Genomic DNA, 22,071 nt, shown 5'->3' on the forward strand with positions numbered 1-22,071 from the left:
GAGGTTGTGAGTCATGTGGCCGTCAGCCGATCAACCCGGCAGCAGACCCCAGTCCTTTGCAAGTTGTTGTGCAGAATCCTTAGGCAACGTTGTCGATCCGCTGCGTCGAACATTCGCTGCATGTTCAGCAAGCCCCTCGACAAGCACGGCCCACTCCGGCCGAGGATCGTTGACATAGTCCCAGCCCAGTCCGAGCCATGGGCACCGACCGCCAATGCAGGCTTGAACGGCAGGAGTTGCCTGTATGGCGTAGTCGGGGAGTGATGGCGCGTTCTGTCGCGACTCGCGTGCCTTCACCGCTGGCACACTCAGTCGTAGATTGCCCTGTTCGTTTCGTGACACCTGCATCGCCCCGAGAAGTGCGATGTCATAGGGTACAGCCTGGCCTTGGATGACATAGAAGTAAGCCATGCGACGGATGTTGTCGTAGTCGGCCACCGCTCGATAGAGATAGGCGCAGATGACGCCCAGCATCGGATCGGCATGTTTTTCGTGCCGCAGGTCGGCGGCCAATCGGTCAAGACTGTCGACTTGCAGTCGGCCTGCTACGAAGTCGTCAATGGCCTGCAAAGCGACCTGGTACCTATCGGGAGAGCCTTGAACCCCATAGGCCTGGAAAACGTTTCCTCCGGTGCTGGATGTGACCACCGTATACAAACCGTCATAAGGCACAACCGGGGTAAATTGCCCGTCGCTCAGTTCCACCAGAACAGGTGTGCCGTTGGCATCGCTATCAACGTGAAATTCATTGAACGGGGCGTTGAGCACTGATTGCCTGACCCGATTGGCAGGCAGGATGTTGACCTGATCGCCCCAGACGATCAGGTTCGCGCTCCCCACCTGTTTGATTTGCTCCAATCGGCCCCGAACCTCGCTGGCGGCAGCGTCGGATTCAAGTTGTTTAACCAGCGCCTTGGCCATTTGTTGTTTACCGGGCGTGGGATTGTCCGCTTGCCGCAGCTCAACCAGATCCTTCAGCAGATCTTTGCTGTCTGCGGGAATGGGAATGGCATGACTTTCGGGAGCCGTCAGGTTGAAACGTTTGAGACCGAAACTCTTGCCGAGTATGCGATCCCGGAACAGACCGTCGGTTTGTACCCGTTCAAGGAGATGATCGGCGGAATCCGGTACGCCCACTGCTGCCTCTGCGCCCAGTTTCGCCACATTGCTTCCGGCAGGCCAGGGTTGTAGATCGGCAGGGCCTTGCAATGGGGTGTTGGTGTCGTAGAGCACGATCGACTCTACATCGACCCGGCATTGCGGGTTGAGCTTGAGGTGGTAGGTGTTTGCACGCTCGGTGGTACGCGCACGAACGCATTTACCCAGCGTTGCGGTCGTGATCACCCCGTTTTCAATGGCGGTCGGTTCCAGGCCCCAGAGCGCATCCGCGATGACACCGGAAAACACGCACTTGCCCGGTGCAGCCGCCGCCGGGTCATAGACCATATAGCCGAGTTTTCCGTCCTGGCAGGACACCAGGCGATCAAATTGAGGGCTGTCCACTTGAGAGCCCTGCACAACGATCCCGCGTACGGGATCCAGTCGCAGCAACTCCAGACCCTGGGGCGCTTCGCGGCAGGCGTCGCTTATGAGTGTGATGTGCTTGACGCCGTGCAGCAGCAACTCCCCATAGAAGCCGTCGGCCATGACTTGGTATTTCTGAAGTAACGAGTCGCTGAACAGCCAGTAGATCGAGTCGAAAACCGGACCGGTCAGTCCATGGCCGCAAAAGGCCAGGATCAATTGGTCAACGACCTCCGCGCCTGCGGGAAACAACTCATCGACGGCCTGCTGAACACGTGCTTTCGTAACCGGATTCACGACGCCCTTGGTATCACCGTCGTCGACGACTCTTACATTGTCGGCACCGAAGCCCGAACGCAGGGCCCACTCACCGATCGAACGGGCGGCGAGTATGGCACCGTCCAGGTAGGAGAAGCTCAGCCCCGGGTTCGTGGCCGTCGTTACCGTACTCACTCCGATTGCCAGACATGCACGCCTAACCATGACGACGCTCCTTGTTGGGTTTGGTGAGGAGGGTGTAAAGGTGGACAGGAGAAAAAAACAGCGGCCAGTACCCGCGCCGAGGACCCGGAGGCGTGAGCCGTTCAGCCAGCATGATGGCGCCCGCCAGCACCATCACCGGAATGTGCCAGGCCCCGCTGACCAGCGGCACCAACATCCATGCCCAGCAAGAAACAATGCAAAACAGGCCGTGGGTCATGCCGAAGGCCAGACAGTCCCTGTCGGCGGTCCAGCCGAACAGGCCGATTCGCCGTGGCTGATGGCCACGAATGAGCGCCGCGCGGTGCCACGGACCCGCACGCCATAGCATGGCGATGAGTATTGCCACGACCAGCGCGCTTTTCCCCGCAGTGATCTGCAGCAGCAATGCCAGAGCCGACAGTAGCGGGCCGACGGCCATCCATAACGCGCAGTAGCCGAGTAGAAACGTGACTGACGCCCGTATTCGCCTGCTGGGCAGGCTGGAGCGCCAAACATGCATGAGCGGCATCGCCAACAGGGGCGGCATCATGGCCAGCAGCATCAGGAACCAACTCGCCAGGATTCGGTGAAGTGGGTTCAATGCCAGCTCCGCTTGCAGCGCAACTGGCCAACTGGTCATGATCGACAGGCCATTCACTGCCACACAAAATGCCGGGCCTTCGGTACTGACATCGTTGTAGACGGACAACGCCAGGCCGAGCCCCGCCGTGGCCAGAAGCAATGGCCAGGGAGCGTAAGTGAAGCTGCGTAGAACCAGGCCTGGTCGCATGATGTCGATCCTCAGCTCACGACACCACTTCGCTTGAGAACGCTGATGCGTTCGACCGTTACCGGTTCTTCATCCGATATTTGCTCTCCAGGTACAAGCGTTACCCGCAGATGATTCGGATCGAAGTCGCCGGCGTCCGTCAGTCGCTGGGCCAGGTCGGTGATGTCGATGGTATAGCCCAGCCCGGTACCGGCGTGGTGGCCGTCCGTTTGCGAGGCGACGTTGAGTCCGAAAAGCGTGAGGCTGCCGGCCAGTCGGTCAGCATTCAGTGCCGGGTCGGCACCGTCGGGCAGGTTGACGTACACATCCAGAAGAGGTGATGGTGCGGACCCGCGCACAGACTCCAGGGAAAGATAGAGCCGGGCTACTTCCTTGCCTGGCGTCTTCGCACCCATGGTGGCCATGCTCTTGGCGGCGGCTGTCGGTTCGAGATCGATGTGGGTGTCGACCGATGCACCCCCGACCTTGACGGCCGTTGTATTGGCGCCAATGGGCTGAACGGTTTGTTGAGTGGGCGAACCCATATTGACCCGTGCCACAGCAATCGCTCCCGGCGTTACACCCGTACCGCTGACCAAATCATCGTAGGGCCGATAAAATTTGCCACCCTTCAACGTGTCCTTACTGGTGAACGTTACTCCAGGTGCGTTATCAGCGGGTACTGGCATGATGAAGCTACGGTCTGCCGGGCCGTTGGACCACTGCGGATCCTTGACCATCGTCTTGCCTGGCGTGTTCATCCACGCTTCCCATAGCCGGTCGATATTGCAATGGTGGAGCCAGAAGATCGGGTCAAGGCCCGCGAGCAAGGCATTCCCCATATAGCCCCCGACGAGGCCATGGACCGTGTTGTGCGGGTTGACTTCCAACTCGCCGGCAATTCCGTCGAACTGGACGAAATTGCCAGTGATCCCACCGCCGAAGCCCAGGGTCCCATTGCCTACGGTAAAGTCGTTCTCGTCCATCGCATCAAGGCTGAACCCGCCGTGAGGCTGTAATTGGGTGATTCCGGGGCGGCGAGGGTATTTGCACAGAGGGTTCGGGCTGCCGTCGGGCATTGTTTTTGCCACAAAGGCATCTGGCAGATACAACGCTTTCGGGTTGTTGCTGTTGAGGTAGTTCCAATAGGGAAGCGCCCAGTCGTCGCCCGTCAGTTCCTTCACCTTGGCGGCGACGATGCTCTCGAACGCAAACAGATAGGCACGGTGCCAGGAAACGAAATACCAGCTGCCGTGCTGGCACTGATTGCCAAATGTGTTGTTGGTCAAATCCGCTGGAATCGGGGCGCCTGGTTTGATCAAACGCTCGTTGATCCATAATTGGGGATGGAATCCATGCATGGCCCCGAGAAATTTCCAGCTATTGCGATCCTCTATCGGCTGTTCGTCCAGCGCTCGCATGGCCAGTGCGTAGTTCAGTAATGTCTTGTTCCATCCGGAACCCAGTGTTGCAACATCCTGGCGAGAAGCGGTCATGATCCTTTGCTCCATTTTTGTTAGGTGATGTCTGCCCAACGTCAGCGCCGGCCCTCATCACGTAGGGTCCGGCGCCCTGGGTCCAGCAACGGCGCTAATCCGTTTGTAGCAATAGCTGCACATCGATAACGGGATTGCCCATCAATTTCTGCGGGAAGCGGTCGCCGACAAAACTCTTGTCCACCGGCTCCACCCAGACACTCAGCTTGCCGCCTAGCACATCGGCCAGCGGCAGCTCGAAGTCGAAGTGGGTTATGGCGTTGGTCACGCAGTTGGCGCAGGTTTGAACCGCCACCGGTTGAAACAGCGCTCTGGATGCGATCGTCTTTCCGTCTTTCTGCAGGTGTACCGAGAAGCTGCCGGGAATCTTCAGGCGATTGATACCGCTGACCCGCACGTTGACCCGACCGGCCTCGACCGTGAAGCGTTTGTTGGCGGCGAGCGTGCGCTGGGTCTTGGGCAGGAAGTCGACGTTCGAGGCTGTCGCAGGAGGACCGTAGTCAATGTCGAGTTGTGCGACCGAGTCGATGATCGCCAGCGTGTTCAACTCCGGCGGGCTGTTGGTGAACGGGTTCAGGGACTGGAGCGTCGCTTCGTTGAAGATCTGATAACTCAAGAGGTCCGTGTCCTGGTTGATGGTGGTCAGCAAACCATGCAGGTCGGTGGCCAGTATCTTTTTCTGCCATTCCCAGAACAACCTGTCCCAGTTGCAGTGGAAGAACCAGAACACCGGGTCGAACGCCGCGACTTCCTGGGCGCTCATGGTCAGGCCGATGGAGTTATGGCCGGCATCATGGGCCGCGATGATGGTGTTGTAGTTGGCGTCCGACCAGTAGCCGTGGAAGTCTTCCCAGTCGGTCTTGCTCATGGCCCGGTTCACGTCATCGGTTACACCGTACTTCAGCAGGTTCTGGGCAATCGTGTCGTAGTCAAAACGTGAGGTGACGTAGCCTTCGGGATAGTCCGGGCTGATCGCTTGCGGCAGCACGTAAGTGTCGAAGGGCGCGCTTTTGAGCACTTCGGGGAAAGGCGTGGTGATATCCCAGTAGGGCAGCGTCACGCTTTCGCAGCCGGGGACCGATCTCAGGGCGTTTTCGAAACTGACCAGATACGCCCGGTGCCACGGGTTGTAGCCCGGGACATGGTGCATGCAGTAAGTATTGGGGGCCGGAAACCAGTGGTAGCCGGCCTGGACGAAATAGCTGTTCGGGTCGCCCGGATCCTTGGCCACGATGCCGGAAAACGCCTTTTTGAGAAGGTTGAGTTCAGTGCTCGACAGCATGGTGATGTCCTTGCGAATCCTGCCGGCCGGGGCCGCTGCAATGGACAGCGATCGTGCATCGAACTCCACTTCGTTGGCGCTGGTGACAGGGACGCCTTTTGGATAGCCGTTGTTCATCCAGTTGAGGAAGGTGCTCACCCAGTCAGGGGACCAAGGCCGACCCGGTGGCATGTTCCCCACCGCAACCTGTTGATAGATGTCACCGGCGTGATTCACCACAGCCTCGTAGCTGGCCAGGTCCAGGCCTTGCGCGGCCATGTGCTGCTGGTCCTGGGTGGTGAACATGTCACGGATCTGCCCATACCAGGTGGGGTTGGTGACCGGCGTTGATGTCGATGTAGTTGTCATGCCCGACTCCTTGTCGTGAGTTTTCGTGCAAAGGGATGACCCATCAATGCTGATGGGTATCCGACGGTTGATTCGCAGCGTGCTTCATGCCGGCCATGCCAATGCCGCCGCCCGCGGCATTGAGGTCCGGGACGATCCGGATATTGGTCATCATGCCGCCGTCTTCGTGGTCGAGGATGTGGCAATGGATGACGAACTCGCCGATGTAACGGTCGTAATGTGTGCGCACCAGTACCTGATAGTCGTTCTGCACGAAGAGGGTGTCCTTGAACTCGTGCCACATCCCGCAGTACTGGTTTTGCAGGCCCAGTTCGTCCGCCGGCACCAGGCACTCGCCATTCGGGCCGTAGATGCTTTTGGGTTTCTCGCCAGGCTTGGCGTACAGCACATCCATCACCTGGAACGGGTTGACGTGAATGTGAAAGATGTGGGGTTCGCCCTGGGAGGTCAGCACCCAGTCATCGGTGGTATTGACCTGGCGAGTGAAGTCGACACGGTCCGGGTCATAGGATTTGTAGTTGATGAAAAAACCGAACGCACCTTTCCACGGTTCTCCCGGTTTCGACGGTGGGGTCGCTGGAGGCGAGGGCGGGAATGGCGGATTGCCAATGAAAAAGTCGACCTTCTGAATGTCGTCGTTGACCACTGCATCCTTGAGATCGTCCATCCCGCGCCAGGGCTTAAGGTTGCCTGCAAGCAGTCCCTGCAGGGCCTCGGCCGGCAGCGATGAGTCTGATTTGTTGCCGTCGTAGAGCGCTTGCTGGATATAACGCTGCGGATCGTCGGTCACGACTTTTCCGCCAGAGACTATGACCGTCGCCAGCAATTGGATTTCGTTCGGGCCCTGGCCGCCGGGGCCACCGTGAGGCCCGGCATTGGCGCGTTCTGCGGGCGTTGCCGCCTGGTTCAGCACGCAGTAGGTGCCGTCACGGGGGAACATCAGCAGCACGTCACTGCGATAGCCGGGTTGCAGAAAGTTGCTGCCGATGCCGCCGCTGACGCTTTTCTTGTTCACGCCTATGGGGCGGATCGCCGTGCGTGTGATCCCGTCGGCGGCAATCTCGAATTGCGGGACAAGCTCGACCGGTTTGCTGGAGTCAGGCACCGTCACCGGGCACAGGTCGGCGATCAATGCCTCCTGTTCCTTCGGTGTACCGCCAAGCACGCCCTTGAGGGCGAGGGTGGCTTTGGGGCTGGTCGTGTTCATCGGCACGATCTGCAGGTTCACGGTGTCGTGAATGCCACCGTGAATGAAGCGCCAACGCTGGATTTCTCCTGCGGCAATGCCCTGCAGGGTTGGTTGCACCGCGCCATTAATGCTGGTGAACCGACCGCTTTCATCCCATACCGTGGCCGAAGATAGCTGCTCGTCGAAGTTCTCCACCACGCCAGTCTTGCCGCTGGGGCACGTCCAGGTGCCATCCTTTTGCATGATAATCGCTCCCTGGTCGTCGAAGCAGGCGTAGGGAATCTGCTGGAACAGAAAGACCTGTTCGGCAAGGGGTTTGCCAGTGGCATCCTTGAGTATGGTGTCGATGTCGCCCGGTTTGCCACCGGTGTAGGGGCGGTCGCCGCGCACAATCAAGGCGCCGGCCGCGCCGCTGGCGACCTGCAGCGCTGTGGAACCATGCCGGTGCGCGTGATACCAGAAGGTGCCGGATGGGTGATCGGTGGGGATGTTGATCTCGTATTCGAATTTTGTTTGCGGCGCGATGTTCAATAGCACGTTGTCACTGTTGCCCGCTGGCGAGACGTGCATCCCGTGATAGTGCAGATTGATCGTGTTGAAGCAGCCGGGGTTGCCATTTGCCGGATCCTGTCCTCCAGGACAGCTGGGGTCGTTCTTGTCCAGTTGATTGTCCAGATGCACCCGCAGGGTGTTGCCGGGCTTTACGTCGATGAGTGGCCCCGACAGGCAGCCGCCATACGAACGCAGCATCACTTTGTCCTTGGCGCCATCGGGATTGCCCGGGTTGTACATGTAGTTTTCGCGTTTCTGCACTTGCAGATTGAGTTCCACGGTTTGCCCGTCGCGGGTGATATCGCCCGCCGGGTTGCAACCCGTTTGTGGAACGGCCAGCTCGGTGGCTTTCAGTGTGCCGGGCTGGCCTTTTTCAAGAAGCCTGGGCGGTGCCAGAAATGGCTGCGCTGCCAGGTCGGCGAGCGCTGCGTGGGAGGCTGTACACATCATCAATCCGGCCAGAACCCTGTGAAGCGAAGCCATGTTGTTCTCCCTGCGTTGTTGCGCGAGTGTCTGCGACGGTCTCGATGGCCGCGTGTCCTTTGATCAACTGAACAACTTGAGAAGTGTTGCTGCTCGCTCGCTGTTAGGAGGGGCCTGTGCGCTTGAGCACTTCGGCGATGGTCGTTGCCATGCCATCGAATTCACAGGTGCGCGCGGTGCCGCGTGTGTAGACCGGCGGTCTGGCGACGGAGGGGTCACCGCTGTTGAAGGGCGGATCGGGGTTGTACTGGATGTTCAACTGCACCGTCCGGGCAACGATCTCCCCGGCGATCAGGGCGATAATTTTCAAGGCCTCATCCAGGCCTGACGAAATGCCGCCACCGGTAATACGTTGCCCGTCAACGACGTAACGCGGATAGCCATCCACTACGTTGATACGGGTGAAGAGTTTCAGGCAGGCGATGAAGGCCCAATGAGTCGTGGCGTTGTAACCGTCCAGCAAACCGGCGGCGGCCGCGAGCAAGGCGCCCTCGCAGACGGAGGCGGAAAATTGCGCGGCCTGGCCCCGTTGCGACAGCCAAGTCATACAGTGTGAATCTTTCATCAGACGCTGTAAGGCGTCGGGGTCACCGCCAGGGATCCACAGCAGACTGATGTGCTCGGAATGCTGATCGAAAATCGGCAAATCGCCACCGATGGTCATGCCGTCCCGGGTGGAAATGGAAGGCCCATCAAGGGAAATCAGTCGCACGACGCGGGTGGGGGCGGAAGGGTTCTGCGAAGACTCGATCTGAGCCATCCAGTTGAACAGCTCGTAAGGAACACTGACGTCGAGCAAATCCACGCCATCGTAGACCGCGATTGCGATCAAGTACTGTCCTGGTGCAGGCATGATTCCCTCCTGGGGAACACCGCGGCGAGCGCAATTGCGTCGTCAGGTGCATAGCGTCTTGCTAATCAGCATTGCGAGGCCCGGACAGCAAAACCGGAGGTTTAGCCGCTTAAGGCCAATGGCCAGTAGGACAGCTGTTGGGAGCATAGTCGGCGTTATTCTGCGTGCAAGGCGTTTTCCAGGGCATCTGCCGAGTGGTATCAGGCGCTGCTGGCGGGCATCCACGGACGACCGTTTTTCAAGGCCGGACGATGGCCGGCGTTGCCTTGCCCAGCCAATATCCGGCAACCCGGCGACGCATCGCTCACCGTCAGCCGCATGTCATGCAGACGCTGTCCTGATCGGCGATCACGCTCAGCCGCACCTGAGGGTGGTCGAGTGAAAATTTGATGGCGTTGTCGAGCAGGTTGCACAAGGCATCGAACTGCAGTTGTGCGTCGCCCGCCATGATCGCGGGGACCTGACTGTACTGATAGTCAGGCTGATGCCGCGCTCTTCGGGCAAGGGTTCATACAGCTCGGCGGCATCGTTCTGTAGAGGAAGGGAGCGGGACGCATCCTGAAATGCAGTTCGCACTGCTCAGGTCCGATCCATCGCCTCGTCCAGTCTCTGGTCCTCACCCAGAAAACCACCGCTCTGATGTTGCCAGAGTCGCGCGTAGGTGCCGTTTCTTTCTCTTGGTGAAGAGCAGACGATTGCGCCTGACCGAGGTCTTTTTCTTGCGGAGACATGGCGTCTTCATCCGGATATTTGCTCCTATACGTCCGAACTATTCTACGAGGGGCGTCTTCATCCTCGCCCAGGATTGGAGGTTCAAGCAATTCGCTCACTCGGACGCCTCAATGGTTCAGGCCTCCGCTATGTTGAAGTCCTTTCTGAAGGCAATCAGAGTTCATCGCCGGAAGAGGCTGATTTGCGTTCGAACGCTCGTGAAGGAAATCCTTGTGTCAGGCACGACCTGGATCGACAGGCATGGTGTTGAGCGACTGATATCGCTTCAAGATATACTAACCATTGCTCCCTATAATGCGCAGGTGTTCGAGCTGCAGGATCGCATTTCGGGAGCTCGGATCGGAACTGTCGACAAATTCCAAGGACAGGAAGCGCCGATCGTCATTTACTCAATGACAACATCAAGCTATGTCGATGCACCGCGTGGAATGGAGTTTCTCTACAGCCTAAACCGACTGAATGTCGCTACATCACGTGCAAAATGTGTTTGTGTACTCGTCGCGTCTCCTAATTTGTTTGAGGCTCAATGCCGAACACCCCGCCAGATGCAACTTGCTAATGCTTTCTGCCGTTACGATGAACTTGCGACGAAAATATAGAAAAAAGGGCTTACTAATCCTGACTTCTTAGGGGCAGACTGCGCAAAGTTATAGATAGGGGGCATGAGTCAAGAAATTGTGAACGCTGATTTAGGTTTATCTGGCCAGTCACACAGCCTCTGCTGGCGTCCTTTATTTTAGGCCAAAGTCCTCGGGATAGACGCTATGTGAAGGATCTCGACGGCTTGCCGGTAGCCACTTCAGCATGAATGTTGGGCACATCGTGACGTGCAAAACATCCTTGCACACACCTCCTTGCCAATGCTTCATAGTAATAGCGTAAACCCAGAAGTTCGGCGGAGGCTATGTTCAGCCGTTGGCCGAGTTCAGGGTAGGGTAGGTGTCATGACGGGGTAGGTTAGGTATTTCGACCGTCACGAGAGTGCTATTGTTTTGCCTGTGTGGACGGCAGGTACCTACCGGATACAGCGGAGGGGGAGATTAGCATTCGTAATTTAGAGAGGCAATTACAGGGTCTGTAACCAAATAATTTTACATCTGCGGCACATTAGATCCATTACGCGTTCTGTACAGATTTTTAACTCTATAGCGCATCGAACTCGTCGACTGGGTTAGGCACCCGGCGCCGAGCAACAAACACTCCCACGACCTGTACACCAGGAAAAACCTCATTGACTCTTCTTGCTGCGGCGATGAAATGTGCTCCGGTAGTGAGCATGTCATCAAACATGAATATCACACCAGGTCGCCGATCGCGTTGAATTGGGGCTGTTTCGATACTGAGGCTTTGATAAAGTCTTTCGGGTGATGGTCGGTTGTCAGTTTCGTGGCTTGCCCCGGTGCTCCCGTCGAAACTCAAGCAGTCGCGTATGTCGAGTGCCATGCCAATTTTCTTGGCTACCGAATGCAGTATCTGGACCATTCGAGGATCATACATGGCATCAGATCTGCTTTTCGATGGTGGCATCGGAATTAACGCAGGGCTATAGGCTTGCAACTCATCCCAGCGCCACATTTGAGACAGTGCATAAGCAACTTCTTCAATTGCGCGCTGTTTATACTGCCAGTCCACTTGGCCCGCGCGATCCATTTTTTTCTTTAAGTTACTGATCAGTTGGTTGGTCGAGGAGTAGTTCCATTTTCTGCCATCCGTATGCTCGTATGGCGTGTACTCACCCCAAAAATAACAATAATCTGTGTCTCTAAGGTGAAAATGATCAGGGCGCTCCAAGTCACTTATTACGGCTAAACGAGAGGGCATACTCATAGAAGTTCTCGCAGAATGTCTCCAGTTTCACGCACACGGATGGCCCCAAGTTTTTCAAATCTGGCCGGCCACGTGATTTTAGAATTATGGAAGTTGCTCTCTAGTATAAATACCTTGCGACCTTGGTCAATTGCAGCCTTTGCCTGAATCAAGGTGCCTGATGTTTGGCTTGCTTCTACAATGATGGTCGCTTCAGTGAGCGCTGACATGGTTTTGTTGCGCTCAGGAAAGAAAAGCCTATTCCACTGAGGACCTTGATCCATGTAGCGAAGCACAGGCACTTGGCTTATCAAAAGGTAATTCGTAGCAATAAGCTTCTGAAGGTCAGCATTCTCTTTTGGATAAGACTCAGAGATGGGGGTTCCAATTACGGCGATGGTCCGTCCGCCTTCTTCAATTGCGGTGGTATGGGCGATGGTGTCCACGCCTTGGGCTAGACCAGAGACAATCGTGAAGTCGTTTTTTACTAGCTCACGAACAAGACGACGTGTGCGGGCAGCACCCTCGGGAGATACCTTTCGAGTCCCAACCACGGCAACACGGTGAGGAGCTTCAGCTAGCTCCCAAGAGCCCATGAAGTACAAAATCTCCACAGGGTCTTTGGCGTCGCGAAGGCGTTCCGGATAATCGAGAGTACCGTTCACACGGACGCCGAAATGCCTGACGCCGCGTTTAGACAACTCTTCAATCACCTCGTCAGCGGCCTGGAGAGCGCTCTCCATATCCACGAGATCTGATGGTAGGCACCCAGGATTCGAATCAAAGAGCTCAGCTAGTCGCTTTGTCGTTGATTTCGGTTGCCGCCACAGGTGCTCATAAGCACCCATTTCAGCCCTTGTGTTAACAGGCTTGTGAGCTAAAGACTCAAGCCATGTGCTCATCGTTGCCTCGCAAAAAATCTGTTTTCTGAACCATAGGCTCTCCACTTGAGAGCAGCATTGATTGTATCAATCTACAGCGTCTACTGTCTGAGTAGCTCTCTAATTTAGGTGTTTACCAATCCTAACGCTACCTCAAGATCGTAAGCGCGCATTGGTAATGCTTCGACATATTGCTAAGGCCGTGGGCCTCTAATCATTAGGCGCTTGCGGATTCTCAGACGCTCAGGATGGCATATAGCCATACCTATTGTTATTGAATTGACTATTGAGATGCTTTCTCGCAGCTACGCCGAGGGTCACATCTAGCTAAGGCCGATAAAGGAAGAGTGTTTTCACACACGGTCGAGCGTAAGGAGACTCAGATGCCGAAATCCATCCGTTGGGGGCATTCTTTCGACGCTGATTGTCAGTGGGTGCTCTTCCACTTCACTTACGTCGTACCGAGATGGGCAAGGCCTGATCGCAGTGCTGGGCGAGGGCGATATAGCCCACGGTGGTGCTGTCTATCATGTGCCGACATGTGCCGATGCTGCAATTCGACATTACGGTTACCCGCACCCTGGCTAAATGCGCCCGCGAATCGGTTGGTGGAGGTCAGGTCGGCCACTTCAAGAAGACGTTTGTGAGTGCCGGGCTTCAGTCCGACCTAGATAATCGGGTCTTCACTGGTATGCGTCCATGTACCTTCCCAGTCGACGGTCACGTAAAGTGACCGAGACGTGGTGATACCTCAACAGCCGCCTTGCCAAATACTGGCATGATCCTGGTGTGCTCTGTTCAATACTGGATGATGACAACTCCGCGGGCGAGCGCGCTCGGCAAGCGGCGGATAGGCAATGAGTTTTGGTACTGTCATTCGAGCTTTCGGTGAAGCGGCGGATCAACTCTTCAAATACCAGGGCATGTCGCGGTTGGAACCACCTATTTGAATGCCTTGAGGAAACGCGGTTCACCGGTCCTGAAGAACCTTGATTTAGGTTGACTGATTTCCTCAGGGCGTAAAGCTGACAGTCGCAGCCACTGAATCTCAATCAGAAAGTGTTACCGACTCTACGGAGCCGGTAGCTATCGGTAAGCGTCCGGCGTAACCGTCCGGGCAACACACCTTCCTGATGCCATCGCTTAAGGCGATGGTGTCCACCTAATTTTTAAGTGGACACCATTTTTAGCCTTTTTAAGCGGACGCCCATGTCACAGCTGGAGCTGGCGAAGGATATTGTGATGATAAACATCGAGTCCATGGATGGAAGAGCGTTAACAAACGAGGCAACAGCATCTGTGAAAGTGAACGCTGCCAGTATAGTGGTTTCTATGACCGGGTTGCTTTACCAACACGCGTCTTGATCGACTCGGCAAGGCGAAGCTTTTGATCGGCCCGATATATTGCAAAGTACTGCTCTGTCGCAGACTGAGCTTCCAGGGCGCGTCCAAGGTGCGTGAGGCAAAGTGTGAGACGATCAAGGGCTTGCAGTTCACCCGAGTAGCCGAACTCCTGCCTCTCTTCATCCAGCAGGAGGCCGATCAATCCGTGCTCAAGTTGCAGTGAAGCATATGCCTCGGTGTCGGCAATGACTTGGTAGTAGCGCGAGATGGCGAGTTCTGGGTCCGACTTTTCCAATGAGCGAGTCGCCACAATGAGTGCGCGGTTTGCATCGCGAAGTGCGTGGTACTTATTCAGTGCATTGAAGTCAAATTTTCGTCCAAAATTGATCCAGTTGACCAAGGTCTCTGATTCTTGGGCAATCCATTCATTTTCGAGATTCTCAGCCTGCGCAGAAGAGAGGTTGTCTGCGAGTATGTGGATCGTGTACTTATTTTTGAGGTGACGCTCTACATATCGATGCCAGAGCTGATGGCGCGAGTTGTCCCATGCCCGTCTCGCCTTCCCCTTTCCGATATAGAATGGCGTGCCTTGCTCATCACAGTGCGCGTAGACATAGTTGCCTCTGGGCGAGACTTGATTGGCGTCTGCGGATGGTTCAAGTCGCAGACACTCTGGTTCGCCGAAATATAGACTGAGACCTTCACCGGTGATTCCTACCCGGAGCTTCATGTGTCAGCCCTCATGATGGCTTACTGTTAGGCGCAAATGTTTTGCTTAAATGCACCCTTGTAGATGACATTTTCTTGCTAGACAAAGTGGGACCTCTAGAGCCTGATTCGGTGCCTGGTCAAAAGCGTTGTAGCACCAGCCCAGCAAGTCCATTTGACAGCATCGCTGACGTAGGATGGGGTAGTGCGAAGGCCCTCCGGAAGAATAGGCTGGATGCGTGATCCTGTCGAAAACACGCGACAGAATCAGTCACGACTTGCACATGGGCGATTCCTTTACAAGTCAGTGGCGGTCATTCGCTGGCCGCTTATTGCGCCTGATCGAGAGGACTATCTGACGTGTCTGAAGCAGTGAAAATAGGAAAGGAGATAGATTTTTCGACTGCCAAGGCCAAGATCGGTAGCTCGATAAAAGCGGCCGACACATTCCGTCGATTCACCAATGGGTCGTCGTTGGTGGCCTCGTGACGTTGCAGCGTGCTGAGGTCAAAGGGTAGTGGAGGCGCTTCGCGCATTCGTTGCGTATCCACCGAGGTGATTTGGGCCTGCGAAGCTCCCTGAAGGCACCGAAGCGATTGATGTGCGGCCGCTTGCCGAATGCAGCGTCCGGCATTATCCACCGTGTCTGGCGCAGGCATCCATTGCGCGTTGAACGGCTGTCCTCCAAGCGTCAGCACCACATCGATAGCCCAGTAGGGTACTGATATGAAGCGAGCAATATCGCGATCTCGATCAACGACCAAACGTAACGTCGGTGTTTGAACGCGACCGACTGAGAGCACACCACCATGCCCCGACTGTCGGCCAAGCAGGGTGAACAGCCGACTCAGGTTCATGCCGATCAACCAGTCTGAGCGGGAGCGGGCGAGGGCAGAGTGATACAGCAGTACGGTATCATTGGCCGATCGCAAAGTTGCCAGCGCCTTGCGAATCGAGGCTTCATTGAGGGCTGACAGCCACAGTCGCTGAATCGAACCTTGGTACTGGCAGAGATCAAGAATCTCTCGAGCAATCATTTCACCTTCACGATCAGCATCGGTAGCAATCACGAGCTCAGTGGCCTGAGTCAGCAAGCGTTTAACGATGATCTCGTATTTACTCGCGGCATGAGTGGTGGCTGCTGACAGCAGTAGGGCGGCTATCAGAATCCTGGAGGGCTTGTATTGAGGGAGGCTTGTAACGCGTTGGTAGGCTGCTTTCATTGGTTCGCTCCTGCGAAATCTGTACTTCCCAGGAAGAGTTGGCCCTTGCGTTCGCAGCAGCTATAGGGCCGCCAAAGGGCCCATGCATAGTCACCTCGTGGGGATTGAGTGTGAGTGAGGTTGTTTGGAAACACTGCGCAGGTTTGAGATTGACCGGGTGTCAGTTCCTGCCATTTGCCCGTGCTGGGATCGCTTTCCTTGAGTGGTCCCGCAGGCCAATACCCATCCCGCTTTTTGCCTAGCATCGGCTGATAGACATGAGTCTGTCCGCGGCGGGTAACGATGTCGCCAGCGCGTTGAGCAACCACGGCTGCGCTCTTGTAGTCATCGACTCCATGCAGGAGTCCACCACGCGGATATACCGCTCCCCATAGATTCGCACTGATGCGACTGCCGATCTCTCGCACAAGCAAGTCGCTCCAGCGGACGGCTGCTTCGATGGGGCTGTAAAAGACCTTGGTGCCGTGCTGTTCATGTTTTTGATTCATTGGGCGTTCCGTGGATGGCAATGTCCATCTATAGAAACGTCAGCGTGATTCAAGGGAAAGACGAAATACGTCTTGGTAGATACCCATTTATCGATGGTGGTGGTCGAGACTTTCTGGGTTACGGGCCTTTGGTGACTGGGTGCCTTGGATATGGGGGGATCCCCAAGTTTCGTGCTGAGCAAACTGGGAGAGTACTGATGCAATGAGGGTCTGATGCAGGACCTAATCGGTCCTGCCTTTTTGGAGTGTTTATCTGTTCAAGTGACCGAGTCCATATCGGTGACACGGGTTATGAATCGCTTCAGTTGCTCGCTGGGATCATTTGATGAACGAAGCAGGTAACTGGTCAGTACAGGCGGATCACCGGCCAGAGGACGAGTCACGACCTCGGCGCTTTGGCACAGCGCCATCTGCGCTTCACAGGTGAGTCCAAGACCGTAGCCGGCAGCGACCAAGATCAGCATTACTTCCTGACTGGACACTTGTCCGGCAACTGTCACAGGTGACGGTATTTGGCGCAGAAAACTGTCAATTTGCTGATGAAGTCCGGCGTGCGTTTGAGGATGGAACAGCACCAACGGGTAGTTCAGTACTTGGTCCAACGGAATGTGCTTGAGGGCAAGGAGCGGGTGTCGTGCAGGTACGGCTACGGTTAACGGCGTTTGCCATACAGGTTGAGCAATTAAGCCTTCACCTATGTCCTTTGAGCGAGCGAAGCCAACATCGAACAAGTCCTCGCGCAGTCCTTTCAATTGCTGGGATAACGAGACTTCGAATAAACGTAATTCCACCTCTGGCTCTTGCTCTCGACACCGAGCCAAAATCGCTGTCAAACGTTGAGGCAGAACACCATCGGATAAAGCGATCCTGATGGATCCCCGATATCCAGCTGCAGCTGCCTGAACATTGCTACGTGCTTGGTCCACTGCTTGAAATATACGATGGACGGCCTCAGCTAAAACTTGCCCAGGCCACGTCAACCGGGTGCCGCGAGAGGTTCGGTCAAAAAGCTGGGCGCCTATGTCCGATTCCAGTTCTTTGATCGTCCTTGAAAGTGGGGATTGTTCTATGTGCAACCGCTCCGCAGCGCGCGCGAAGTGAAGCTCTTCTGCAACAGCGATGAAGCCGCGCAAATGGCGAAGTTCCAAAATAGCTCCTCAGCTATCACCCTTTAAAAAAGAAAAAGGTGATAGCAAGTTGTAAGATAACTGCCAAGGCGTGACTTATTTTTTTGTGGATTTTGAATGGAACTGCTCTAGAAGTTCCAAGCCCTCTTGGAGTGGTATGTAAGCTGAAGATATCAATCGATAAAAGTCAACTTCTCCTAAGTTTTTCAGCGTGACTGAGGTTAAGGCTTCCAATAGCCCAGTGCCGGTTCCAATCCGAAATAGAGCATTTTCCAAAAGCTGCGACGCTTCTGCGTTGGTGTCGATCAGGAGAACCGAAGTGGAGGTGGCATTTGTTTTCAAAGGGCGATAACGATCCATGTTTAGCTCCTGAGGATGCTGATGTGGTTTCAAAAAAAATCAGACGACAACGCGTGAAAGTCTAGTGACAAATAACCACGATAATACCGTGGTCCTATCAGAACATTTACCGGTAAGGAGTAATTTATGACTTCAAGCCTGTAGTATTCCTTACTATCTGTTGTAGTCGCGGGGTCGTATAGACGAACGAATTTTGAGCTCGCTGCCCCGGCAGTAATATTTAGTCATTATCCGTTCGTATGCAATTGCGCGAGTTGTTCGATAGTGGCGCGAATTGCTGCTAACTTTAAGCCTTCTAGCACCTTCGCGGATAAGTACTGATCGAAAAATGCGTGAGTTTTTCCCTGCCAATTTGAAACAACTGTGTCGTCACTACCGATCCACTGCAGAGGTCTGCCGAAGGCTGAAAATCAGCCGTGGTCAGTTCAACAAGTATTTGAGTGGGCGCAGTCTGCCTGCAGCATTCAATCTAAAACGCATCTGTGATTTTTTTGGTCTGGAGGAATACGAAATTGGCCTACCGACAGAGCAGTTCGTCAACCTGATAGGCGCCCGGTCCAATCAGTCAAGCACGTCTCTGGAATTGACACCGGCGCAGCGAGCGATTGAACATCTTGAACAACAATCATCACACCATATACGGGCGTTGCTGGGGTACTACCACGAGTACTATTACGCAATGTCGGATCCAGGTTTCATCGCCTGCTCGCTGGTGCATATGCGAGAAAGTGACGACTGTTTCATGTATGAACGTCATGAGCGTTTGCAGTCCAGTATCCCTGGTGTCGAAGATCTTGATCGCTCTCGGTACAAAGGCCTTGCGTACTACCTGCAGGACAGGCTTTTCCTCATCGACTACGAATCGCTGACATCTAATGAAATCAGTCAAACCATTCTCATCCCAAGCTTTAAAAGTCGAATAACTCGTCTCAACGGGCTGAAGATGGGCGTTTCAGCATGTGATTCCCGTAAACCGGTTTGTTCGAGGGTGGTATGGCACTTTTTAGGCGTAGACATAGATCAGAACAAGGCCTACCGCAGGGTTGGTCTTTATCGCGCGGATACCGAGCAAATAGACGGCGATTTGAAGGCGAGGCTTGGGCGGGCACAAATTGTTGATGGTCTGTTCCAAATTGCCTGAAGCCCTATGTCCAGCTAACGAGTTGAATCTCCTTGAGTCGTATGGTCATCGCAATATTTGACACACACCGCGATCGTCACCGAGCACAACCGAGCAACGCCACCTGAGTTTCGACGACGGCCGCCATGGCAGTAGCAACGACCGACCTTCGACGGAAGGCGCAGACGACGAGCAGCACCGGAAACACGCCTTGTAATCCAGAGTGCTAGTGGTAGACGAAAGCCCGGAAATGCTTAGCTACCTCAGCGAACTCTTGCACAAAGACTGCGTCGTCGCCACCGCGGCTGATCGATCGCAGCCCGTGCATCACGTTCGTCGCCTCCCTCGCTGACGGACCAGTATTGCGTATCACGGTGGCCGACAACGGCAATGGGATTGCGCCAGAGTACCTGACGCGTATCTTTTCGCATGGCTTCACTACTCGCAAAGAGCTGCACAGCTGCGCGCTAGCTGCGATGGAAATGGGTGGCAGCTTGACCATGCACAGCGACGGGGCCTGACAGGGCGCAACCTTCACCCTCGATATCCCCCTTGAAGGCATCCCTTAGATTTCAATGGCTAGGACATTAGATGCGAGTCTCGTTTCCCGCTCCAATTATTGCGCTATAGAGTTCCACTGAATTCTGCAAGCAATTGAAATCAGAACCTTAGGGGCCTTTTTTTGTTCCGGCGGGAACCACTGAAATCCAGCACTATCCGGTGCGTTTAAGTCCAGGATTCTGATGCGTACGGAATCGGTTTTTTGCTGGAACAGTTTGCGTAGCGAGATGAGCATCTGGACCTGACTCTGTTCAGGAGCTCGCGATGGCACTCTCAGAAATGTCTATTCGCCATGACTACACGCTCGGTGACAGTGATGGCCTCACGCTCAATGTGACGGTCAGCGGTGGAAAAATCTGGCTTTTCCGTTACTAGTGGACGGGCAAGCAGAAGCGCATGTCCTTGGGTTGTTACCCGCAAATCAGCCTCAAAGAAGCGCGCACCCGACGTGACGAGGCGCGCGCCTTGGTTGCCCAAGGCATCCTCCCTATGAGCACTGTAAACAGCAGCGTCGTGCTGTACGTTTTGCGGCAGAGCATTCCTTCGAGGCCGTGTTCGACCAGTGGGTGGAGTTCGGATTCAGCTCGGCGGCTCAGATCATTCAGGAGTCGGCGTAAGCGTCAAAAGCGTACCTCCTTGCCGAGCTGAAGCGTAGGCCGCGTCCATGACCTGCATGATTGCCTCGGCGTCGCGTAATGATGCAATTGGCTTGGCACCGTTACGGCATTCAGCAAGCACTTGCTTGACGAACAGGGGGTAATAGACGTCAGTGTCCAGTTGTAGTCGGCGGCTTCGAGTACCGGCGGCAAGGTTCTGTCGATCCCTTATTTCGATTCGGTCGGGACCGGATTTGGCATACATGTGATCGGATGAAAGAGTGAAAGAGAACTCGCGCTGCTCGTCGGCGGTACTGGGGAAACTGTATCCCGTTTCCACAACACCGATCACGCCATCTTCAGTCTGCAGGGTCAATAACGAATAGTCTTCGACGGCGCCCCGATGTGTCAGTGAATTCATGACGGCTGAGACTCGAGAGACCTCCTTACCGGTCAATAGTCTGAAGAGATCTATGAAATGCGTAGCCACGTTGATCGTGGATCCGCCTCCAGAAAAAACGGGATCGATGGCCCAGCCTGAGCCTGCCGTTTCATAACGAGCGGGCGGACCTACGATGAAGCGGAAAGACATGTAGTTGAAGTCCGCGGCCAAGCGTCCCTCAGCATCTTGCAGAGCGCTAAGCAGTTCACTCATGCGGAAGATCAGCGGCACAGCACAGTAGAGATTGGCTTGCTCGGCCAGCTCACGCAGTCGTGTGACCTGCGCCATGTTGATGCCGCAGGGTTTCTCCAGGGCAAAGGGGATGTTTCGTGCGATCACGGCCTCTGCCAGCGACGGCATTTCAGAATGCCTGCCGAACACGAAAGCAAAATCGACCTCCTCGCGCTCAAGCAACTCATAGGATGAGCTATACAAAGGGCATTTGAATCGCTCGGCAATGGCCTCGCCCTTCACGTGCTCCGAATCCGATACGGCCACCACTTGAACCCCATTGGCCTCAAGAGCATTCAGATACAGTGGGACATGCCAATGGCTGACCTCCAGTAACGCAACTTTCATACGTACTCACTCCTGGCGCGGTACAAGCAGACATTTGGAATGTTCGGGTTGAGAATGATCGCGCTAAAGGTTTCAGCGACTTTGGAATCATTCATGGTCTTTCCCTTTATTCGCTTCGATGAAAACGGGTTGTTTTCCCCGTTTTCGCTGAAGCGCTTTTACGTCAAATGGCCGGCATCTCTTGCTGGCGGCAACAATAATTCGGCATCGACTGCTGTTACGTTATCGGGGTGGTAATCGAACCCAAGGAAGCGCAGTGCAAGCAACGCCTGACCTTTGTGCATGGGGCCACCGTCCTGGGTACGACACCCTCGTTTACGCGCCGCATCGCAAAGCGGTGTCGAGTCTGGCGAATTGATGATATCCACAACGAGGGTACCGGGCTCGAGCCGCTCGGGGTCCACAGGCATAGGATCATTTTTGCTCATGCCAAGCGGCGTGGCATTGATCACGATTTCATAGCCATGTGGGTCGGGTGGGCCGGAATGCGTGATGCAACCTGTTTCGGCAGCAACGGCTTTCGCCAGATCCTCGGCTCGGTGTTCGTCGACATCGGAGATAGTCAGCGATCGAGCACCCGCCGACGCGACGGCAAATGCGATCGCTCTGCCTGCGCCTCCAGCACCGACCAAAAGAACGTTTTTGTTCGCTGGATGGTTGCCTTCCCATTGCATGCCAAGAACACAGCCGAGGCCATCGAATACGGCGCCGACCCAACGTCCGTCTGTCTCGCAACGAATGACGTTGATCGCACCGACTTGACGCGCAGTCGGATGAAGTTCGTCGACAACATCCAGCATCCTTTGCTTGTGAGGCATGGTGACCAGGATGCCGGCGAGATTGTTCAGCGCTCTGGCACCCTTCACGAACGCGGACAGGTCATCGGCCTTGACCTCCAATGGAATACAAACCGCGTCTGCCTGCTGTTCTATAAAGAGTCGGTTGAATAATTGCGGAGACTTGGCAGCCGTCAGCGGATGGCCGACCAATCCATAAAGCCGAGTTGTTCCTGTGATATGTGAGGCCATGGTTGCCTGATATTTGATGTTGACGGGAAGAGGCGTCCTGGCGGCTTCTTGGCTCATGCACAGCGTCGATGGCTATGCATTGGCAAGTGCCGACCGCAGGATGCTGCTCTGCCCGTCG

General features: G+C 55.3%; 17 protein-coding genes and 4 pseudogenes. 4 read left to right on the forward strand and 17 right to left on the reverse strand.

The features are described from left to right. Nucleotides 1-30 precede the first annotated feature (30 nt). The 7 genes from ACZ9BB_RS07370 to ACZ9BB_RS07400 all read right to left on the reverse strand — a co-directional run bounded on the left by ACZ9BB_RS07370 (nucleotide 31) and on the right by ACZ9BB_RS07400 (nucleotide 9,406). The gene (locus tag ACZ9BB_RS07370; protein ID WP_476213176.1) at nucleotides 31-2,007 is read right to left on the reverse strand and encodes a hypothetical protein; all 1,977 of its coding nucleotides are present in this window, start codon (nucleotides 2,005-2,007) and stop codon (nucleotides 31-33) included. Continuing rightward, entirely contained in the window at nucleotides 2,000-2,776 is a 777-nt protein-coding gene (locus tag ACZ9BB_RS07375) for a copper chaperone (RefSeq protein WP_476213177.1), read from the reverse strand. Before ACZ9BB_RS07375 ends, ACZ9BB_RS07370 begins: the two co-directional genes overlap by 8 nt. A gap of 11 nt (nucleotides 2,777-2,787) precedes the next feature. Next, nucleotides 2,788-4,251, reverse strand: coding sequence for a tyrosinase family protein (locus ACZ9BB_RS07380; RefSeq protein WP_476213178.1), 1,464 nt, complete (start codon nucleotides 4,249-4,251; stop codon nucleotides 2,788-2,790). A 94-nt stretch (nucleotides 4,252-4,345) separates the two neighbouring features. Further along, the gene (locus ACZ9BB_RS07385; protein ID WP_476213179.1) at nucleotides 4,346-5,881 is read right to left on the reverse strand and encodes a tyrosinase family protein; all 1,536 of its coding nucleotides are present in this window, start codon (nucleotides 5,879-5,881) and stop codon (nucleotides 4,346-4,348) included. A gap of 43 nt (nucleotides 5,882-5,924) precedes the next feature. Beyond that, nucleotides 5,925-8,105: a multicopper oxidase family protein gene (locus ACZ9BB_RS07390; protein ID WP_476213180.1), complete on the reverse strand. Its 2,181-nt coding sequence runs from the start codon at nucleotides 8,103-8,105 to the stop codon at nucleotides 5,925-5,927. Nucleotides 8,106-8,208: 103 nt separating this feature from the next. Continuing rightward, a complete protein-coding gene (locus ACZ9BB_RS07395) occupies nucleotides 8,209-8,958 on the reverse strand; it encodes a DJ-1/PfpI family protein (RefSeq protein WP_476213181.1) in 750 nt (249 codons plus the stop codon). A gap of 310 nt (nucleotides 8,959-9,268) precedes the next feature. Next, on the reverse strand, nucleotides 9,269-9,406 hold the full coding sequence (locus ACZ9BB_RS07400; RefSeq protein ID WP_476213182.1) for a hypothetical protein: 138 nt from the start codon (nucleotides 9,404-9,406) through the stop codon (nucleotides 9,269-9,271). A gap of 496 nt (nucleotides 9,407-9,902) precedes the next feature. On the opposite strand from ACZ9BB_RS07400, the gene ACZ9BB_RS07405 reads away from it, so the two are divergent. Then, the gene (locus ACZ9BB_RS07405) at nucleotides 9,903-10,289 is read left to right on the forward strand and encodes an AAA domain-containing protein (RefSeq protein WP_476213183.1); all 387 of its coding nucleotides are present in this window, start codon (nucleotides 9,903-9,905) and stop codon (nucleotides 10,287-10,289) included. Nucleotides 10,290-10,833: 544 nt separating this feature from the next. On the opposite strand, the gene ACZ9BB_RS07410 is transcribed toward ACZ9BB_RS07405, so the two are convergent. The 8 genes and pseudogenes from ACZ9BB_RS07410 to ACZ9BB_RS07445 all read right to left on the reverse strand — a co-directional run bounded on the left by ACZ9BB_RS07410 (nucleotide 10,834) and on the right by ACZ9BB_RS07445 (nucleotide 17,627). Then, entirely contained in the window at nucleotides 10,834-11,517 is a 684-nt protein-coding gene (locus ACZ9BB_RS07410; RefSeq protein ID WP_476213184.1) for a hypothetical protein, read from the reverse strand. Then, nucleotides 11,514-12,398 carry a DNA-processing protein DprA gene (locus ACZ9BB_RS07415; protein WP_476213185.1) on the reverse strand — a complete coding sequence of 295 codons (885 nt, stop codon included), beginning with the start codon at nucleotides 12,396-12,398 and terminating at the stop codon, nucleotides 11,514-11,516. The genes ACZ9BB_RS07410 and ACZ9BB_RS07415 overlap by 4 nt, the downstream gene beginning before the upstream one ends. Before the next feature lie 649 nt (nucleotides 12,399-13,047). Then, nucleotides 13,048-13,251: pseudogene (locus ACZ9BB_RS07420) on the reverse strand (DUF6130 family protein); the annotation flags it as partial. A gap of 456 nt (nucleotides 13,252-13,707) precedes the next feature. Beyond that, on the reverse strand, nucleotides 13,708-14,451 hold the full coding sequence (locus ACZ9BB_RS07425) for a GIY-YIG nuclease family protein (protein WP_476213186.1): 744 nt from the start codon (nucleotides 14,449-14,451) through the stop codon (nucleotides 13,708-13,710). A 469-nt stretch (nucleotides 14,452-14,920) separates the two neighbouring features. Beyond that, nucleotides 14,921-15,535 (reverse strand): annotated as a pseudogene (locus ACZ9BB_RS07430) (DNA topoisomerase); the annotation flags it as partial. A 113-nt stretch (nucleotides 15,536-15,648) separates the two neighbouring features. Continuing rightward, nucleotides 15,649-16,140: a TIGR03756 family integrating conjugative element protein gene (locus ACZ9BB_RS07435; RefSeq protein ID WP_476213187.1), complete on the reverse strand. Its 492-nt coding sequence runs from the start codon at nucleotides 16,138-16,140 to the stop codon at nucleotides 15,649-15,651. Between the two features lie 257 nt (nucleotides 16,141-16,397). Further along, entirely contained in the window at nucleotides 16,398-17,288 is an 891-nt protein-coding gene (locus ACZ9BB_RS07440; RefSeq protein ID WP_476213188.1) for a LysR family transcriptional regulator, read from the reverse strand. A 75-nt stretch (nucleotides 17,289-17,363) separates the two neighbouring features. Further along, the gene (locus ACZ9BB_RS07445; RefSeq protein WP_476213189.1) at nucleotides 17,364-17,627 is read right to left on the reverse strand and encodes a hypothetical protein; all 264 of its coding nucleotides are present in this window, start codon (nucleotides 17,625-17,627) and stop codon (nucleotides 17,364-17,366) included. A 328-nt stretch (nucleotides 17,628-17,955) separates the two neighbouring features. Between ACZ9BB_RS07445 and ACZ9BB_RS07450 the strand changes: the two genes are divergently transcribed. From ACZ9BB_RS07450 to ACZ9BB_RS07460, 3 genes and pseudogenes are all read left to right on the forward strand, one after another. Then, nucleotides 17,956-18,768, forward strand: coding sequence for a helix-turn-helix domain-containing protein (locus ACZ9BB_RS07450; protein ID WP_476213190.1), 813 nt, complete (start codon nucleotides 17,956-17,958; stop codon nucleotides 18,766-18,768). Between the two features lie 284 nt (nucleotides 18,769-19,052). Further along, nucleotides 19,053-19,268: pseudogene (locus ACZ9BB_RS07455) on the forward strand (ATP-binding protein); the annotation flags it as partial. A 304-nt stretch (nucleotides 19,269-19,572) separates the two neighbouring features. Continuing rightward, a pseudogene (locus tag ACZ9BB_RS07460) lies at nucleotides 19,573-19,883 on the forward strand (Arm DNA-binding domain-containing protein); the annotation flags it as partial. Nucleotides 19,884-19,905: 22 nt separating this feature from the next. Here ACZ9BB_RS07460 and ACZ9BB_RS07465 read toward each other — a convergent pair. Then, nucleotides 19,906-20,925, reverse strand: coding sequence for a Gfo/Idh/MocA family protein (locus ACZ9BB_RS07465; protein WP_476213191.1), 1,020 nt, complete (start codon nucleotides 20,923-20,925; stop codon nucleotides 19,906-19,908). Nucleotides 20,926-21,083: 158 nt separating this feature from the next. Then, nucleotides 21,084-22,010, reverse strand: a complete 927-nt coding sequence (locus ACZ9BB_RS07470; RefSeq protein ID WP_476213192.1) for a shikimate dehydrogenase family protein — start codon at nucleotides 22,008-22,010, stop codon at nucleotides 21,084-21,086. Nucleotides 22,011-22,071 lie beyond the last annotated feature (61 nt).

It is taken from the genome of Pseudomonas sp. TE3552, from assembly GCF_056278945.1.

Coding starts and splice junctions, on each gene's coding strand:
- ACZ9BB_RS07370 (WP_476213176.1), bottom strand. CDS start 2,007: ATGGTTAGGCGTGCATGTCTGGCAATCGGAGTGAGTACGGTAACGACG.
- ACZ9BB_RS07375 (WP_476213177.1), bottom strand. CDS start 2,776: ATGCGACCAGGCCTGGTTCTACGCAGCTTCACTTACGCTCCCTGGCCA.
- ACZ9BB_RS07380 (WP_476213178.1), bottom strand. CDS start 4,251: ATGACCGCTTCTCGCCAGGATGTTGCAACACTGGGTTCCGGATGGAAC.
- ACZ9BB_RS07385 (WP_476213179.1), bottom strand. CDS start 5,881: ATGACAACTACATCGACATCAACGCCGGTCACCAACCCCACCTGGTAT.
- ACZ9BB_RS07390 (WP_476213180.1), bottom strand. CDS start 8,105: ATGGCTTCGCTTCACAGGGTTCTGGCCGGATTGATGATGTGTACAGCC.
- ACZ9BB_RS07395 (WP_476213181.1), bottom strand. CDS start 8,958: ATGCCTGCACCAGGACAGTACTTGATCGCAATCGCGGTCTACGATGGC.
- ACZ9BB_RS07400 (WP_476213182.1), bottom strand. CDS start 9,406: ATGGCGGGCGACGCACAACTGCAGTTCGATGCCTTGTGCAACCTGCTC.
- ACZ9BB_RS07410 (WP_476213184.1), bottom strand. CDS start 11,517: ATGAGTATGCCCTCTCGTTTAGCCGTAATAAGTGACTTGGAGCGCCCT.
- ACZ9BB_RS07415 (WP_476213185.1), bottom strand. CDS start 12,398: ATGAGCACATGGCTTGAGTCTTTAGCTCACAAGCCTGTTAACACAAGG.
- ACZ9BB_RS07425 (WP_476213186.1), bottom strand. CDS start 14,451: ATGAAGCTCCGGGTAGGAATCACCGGTGAAGGTCTCAGTCTATATTTC.
- ACZ9BB_RS07435 (WP_476213187.1), bottom strand. CDS start 16,140: ATGAATCAAAAACATGAACAGCACGGCACCAAGGTCTTTTACAGCCCC.
- ACZ9BB_RS07445 (WP_476213189.1), bottom strand. CDS start 17,627: ATGGATCGTTATCGCCCTTTGAAAACAAATGCCACCTCCACTTCGGTT.
- ACZ9BB_RS07450 (WP_476213190.1), top strand. CDS start 17,956: ATGCGTGAGTTTTTCCCTGCCAATTTGAAACAACTGTGTCGTCACTAC.
- ACZ9BB_RS07465 (WP_476213191.1), bottom strand. CDS start 20,925: ATGAAAGTTGCGTTACTGGAGGTCAGCCATTGGCATGTCCCACTGTAT.
- ACZ9BB_RS07470 (WP_476213192.1), bottom strand. CDS start 22,010: ATGAGCCAAGAAGCCGCCAGGACGCCTCTTCCCGTCAACATCAAATAT.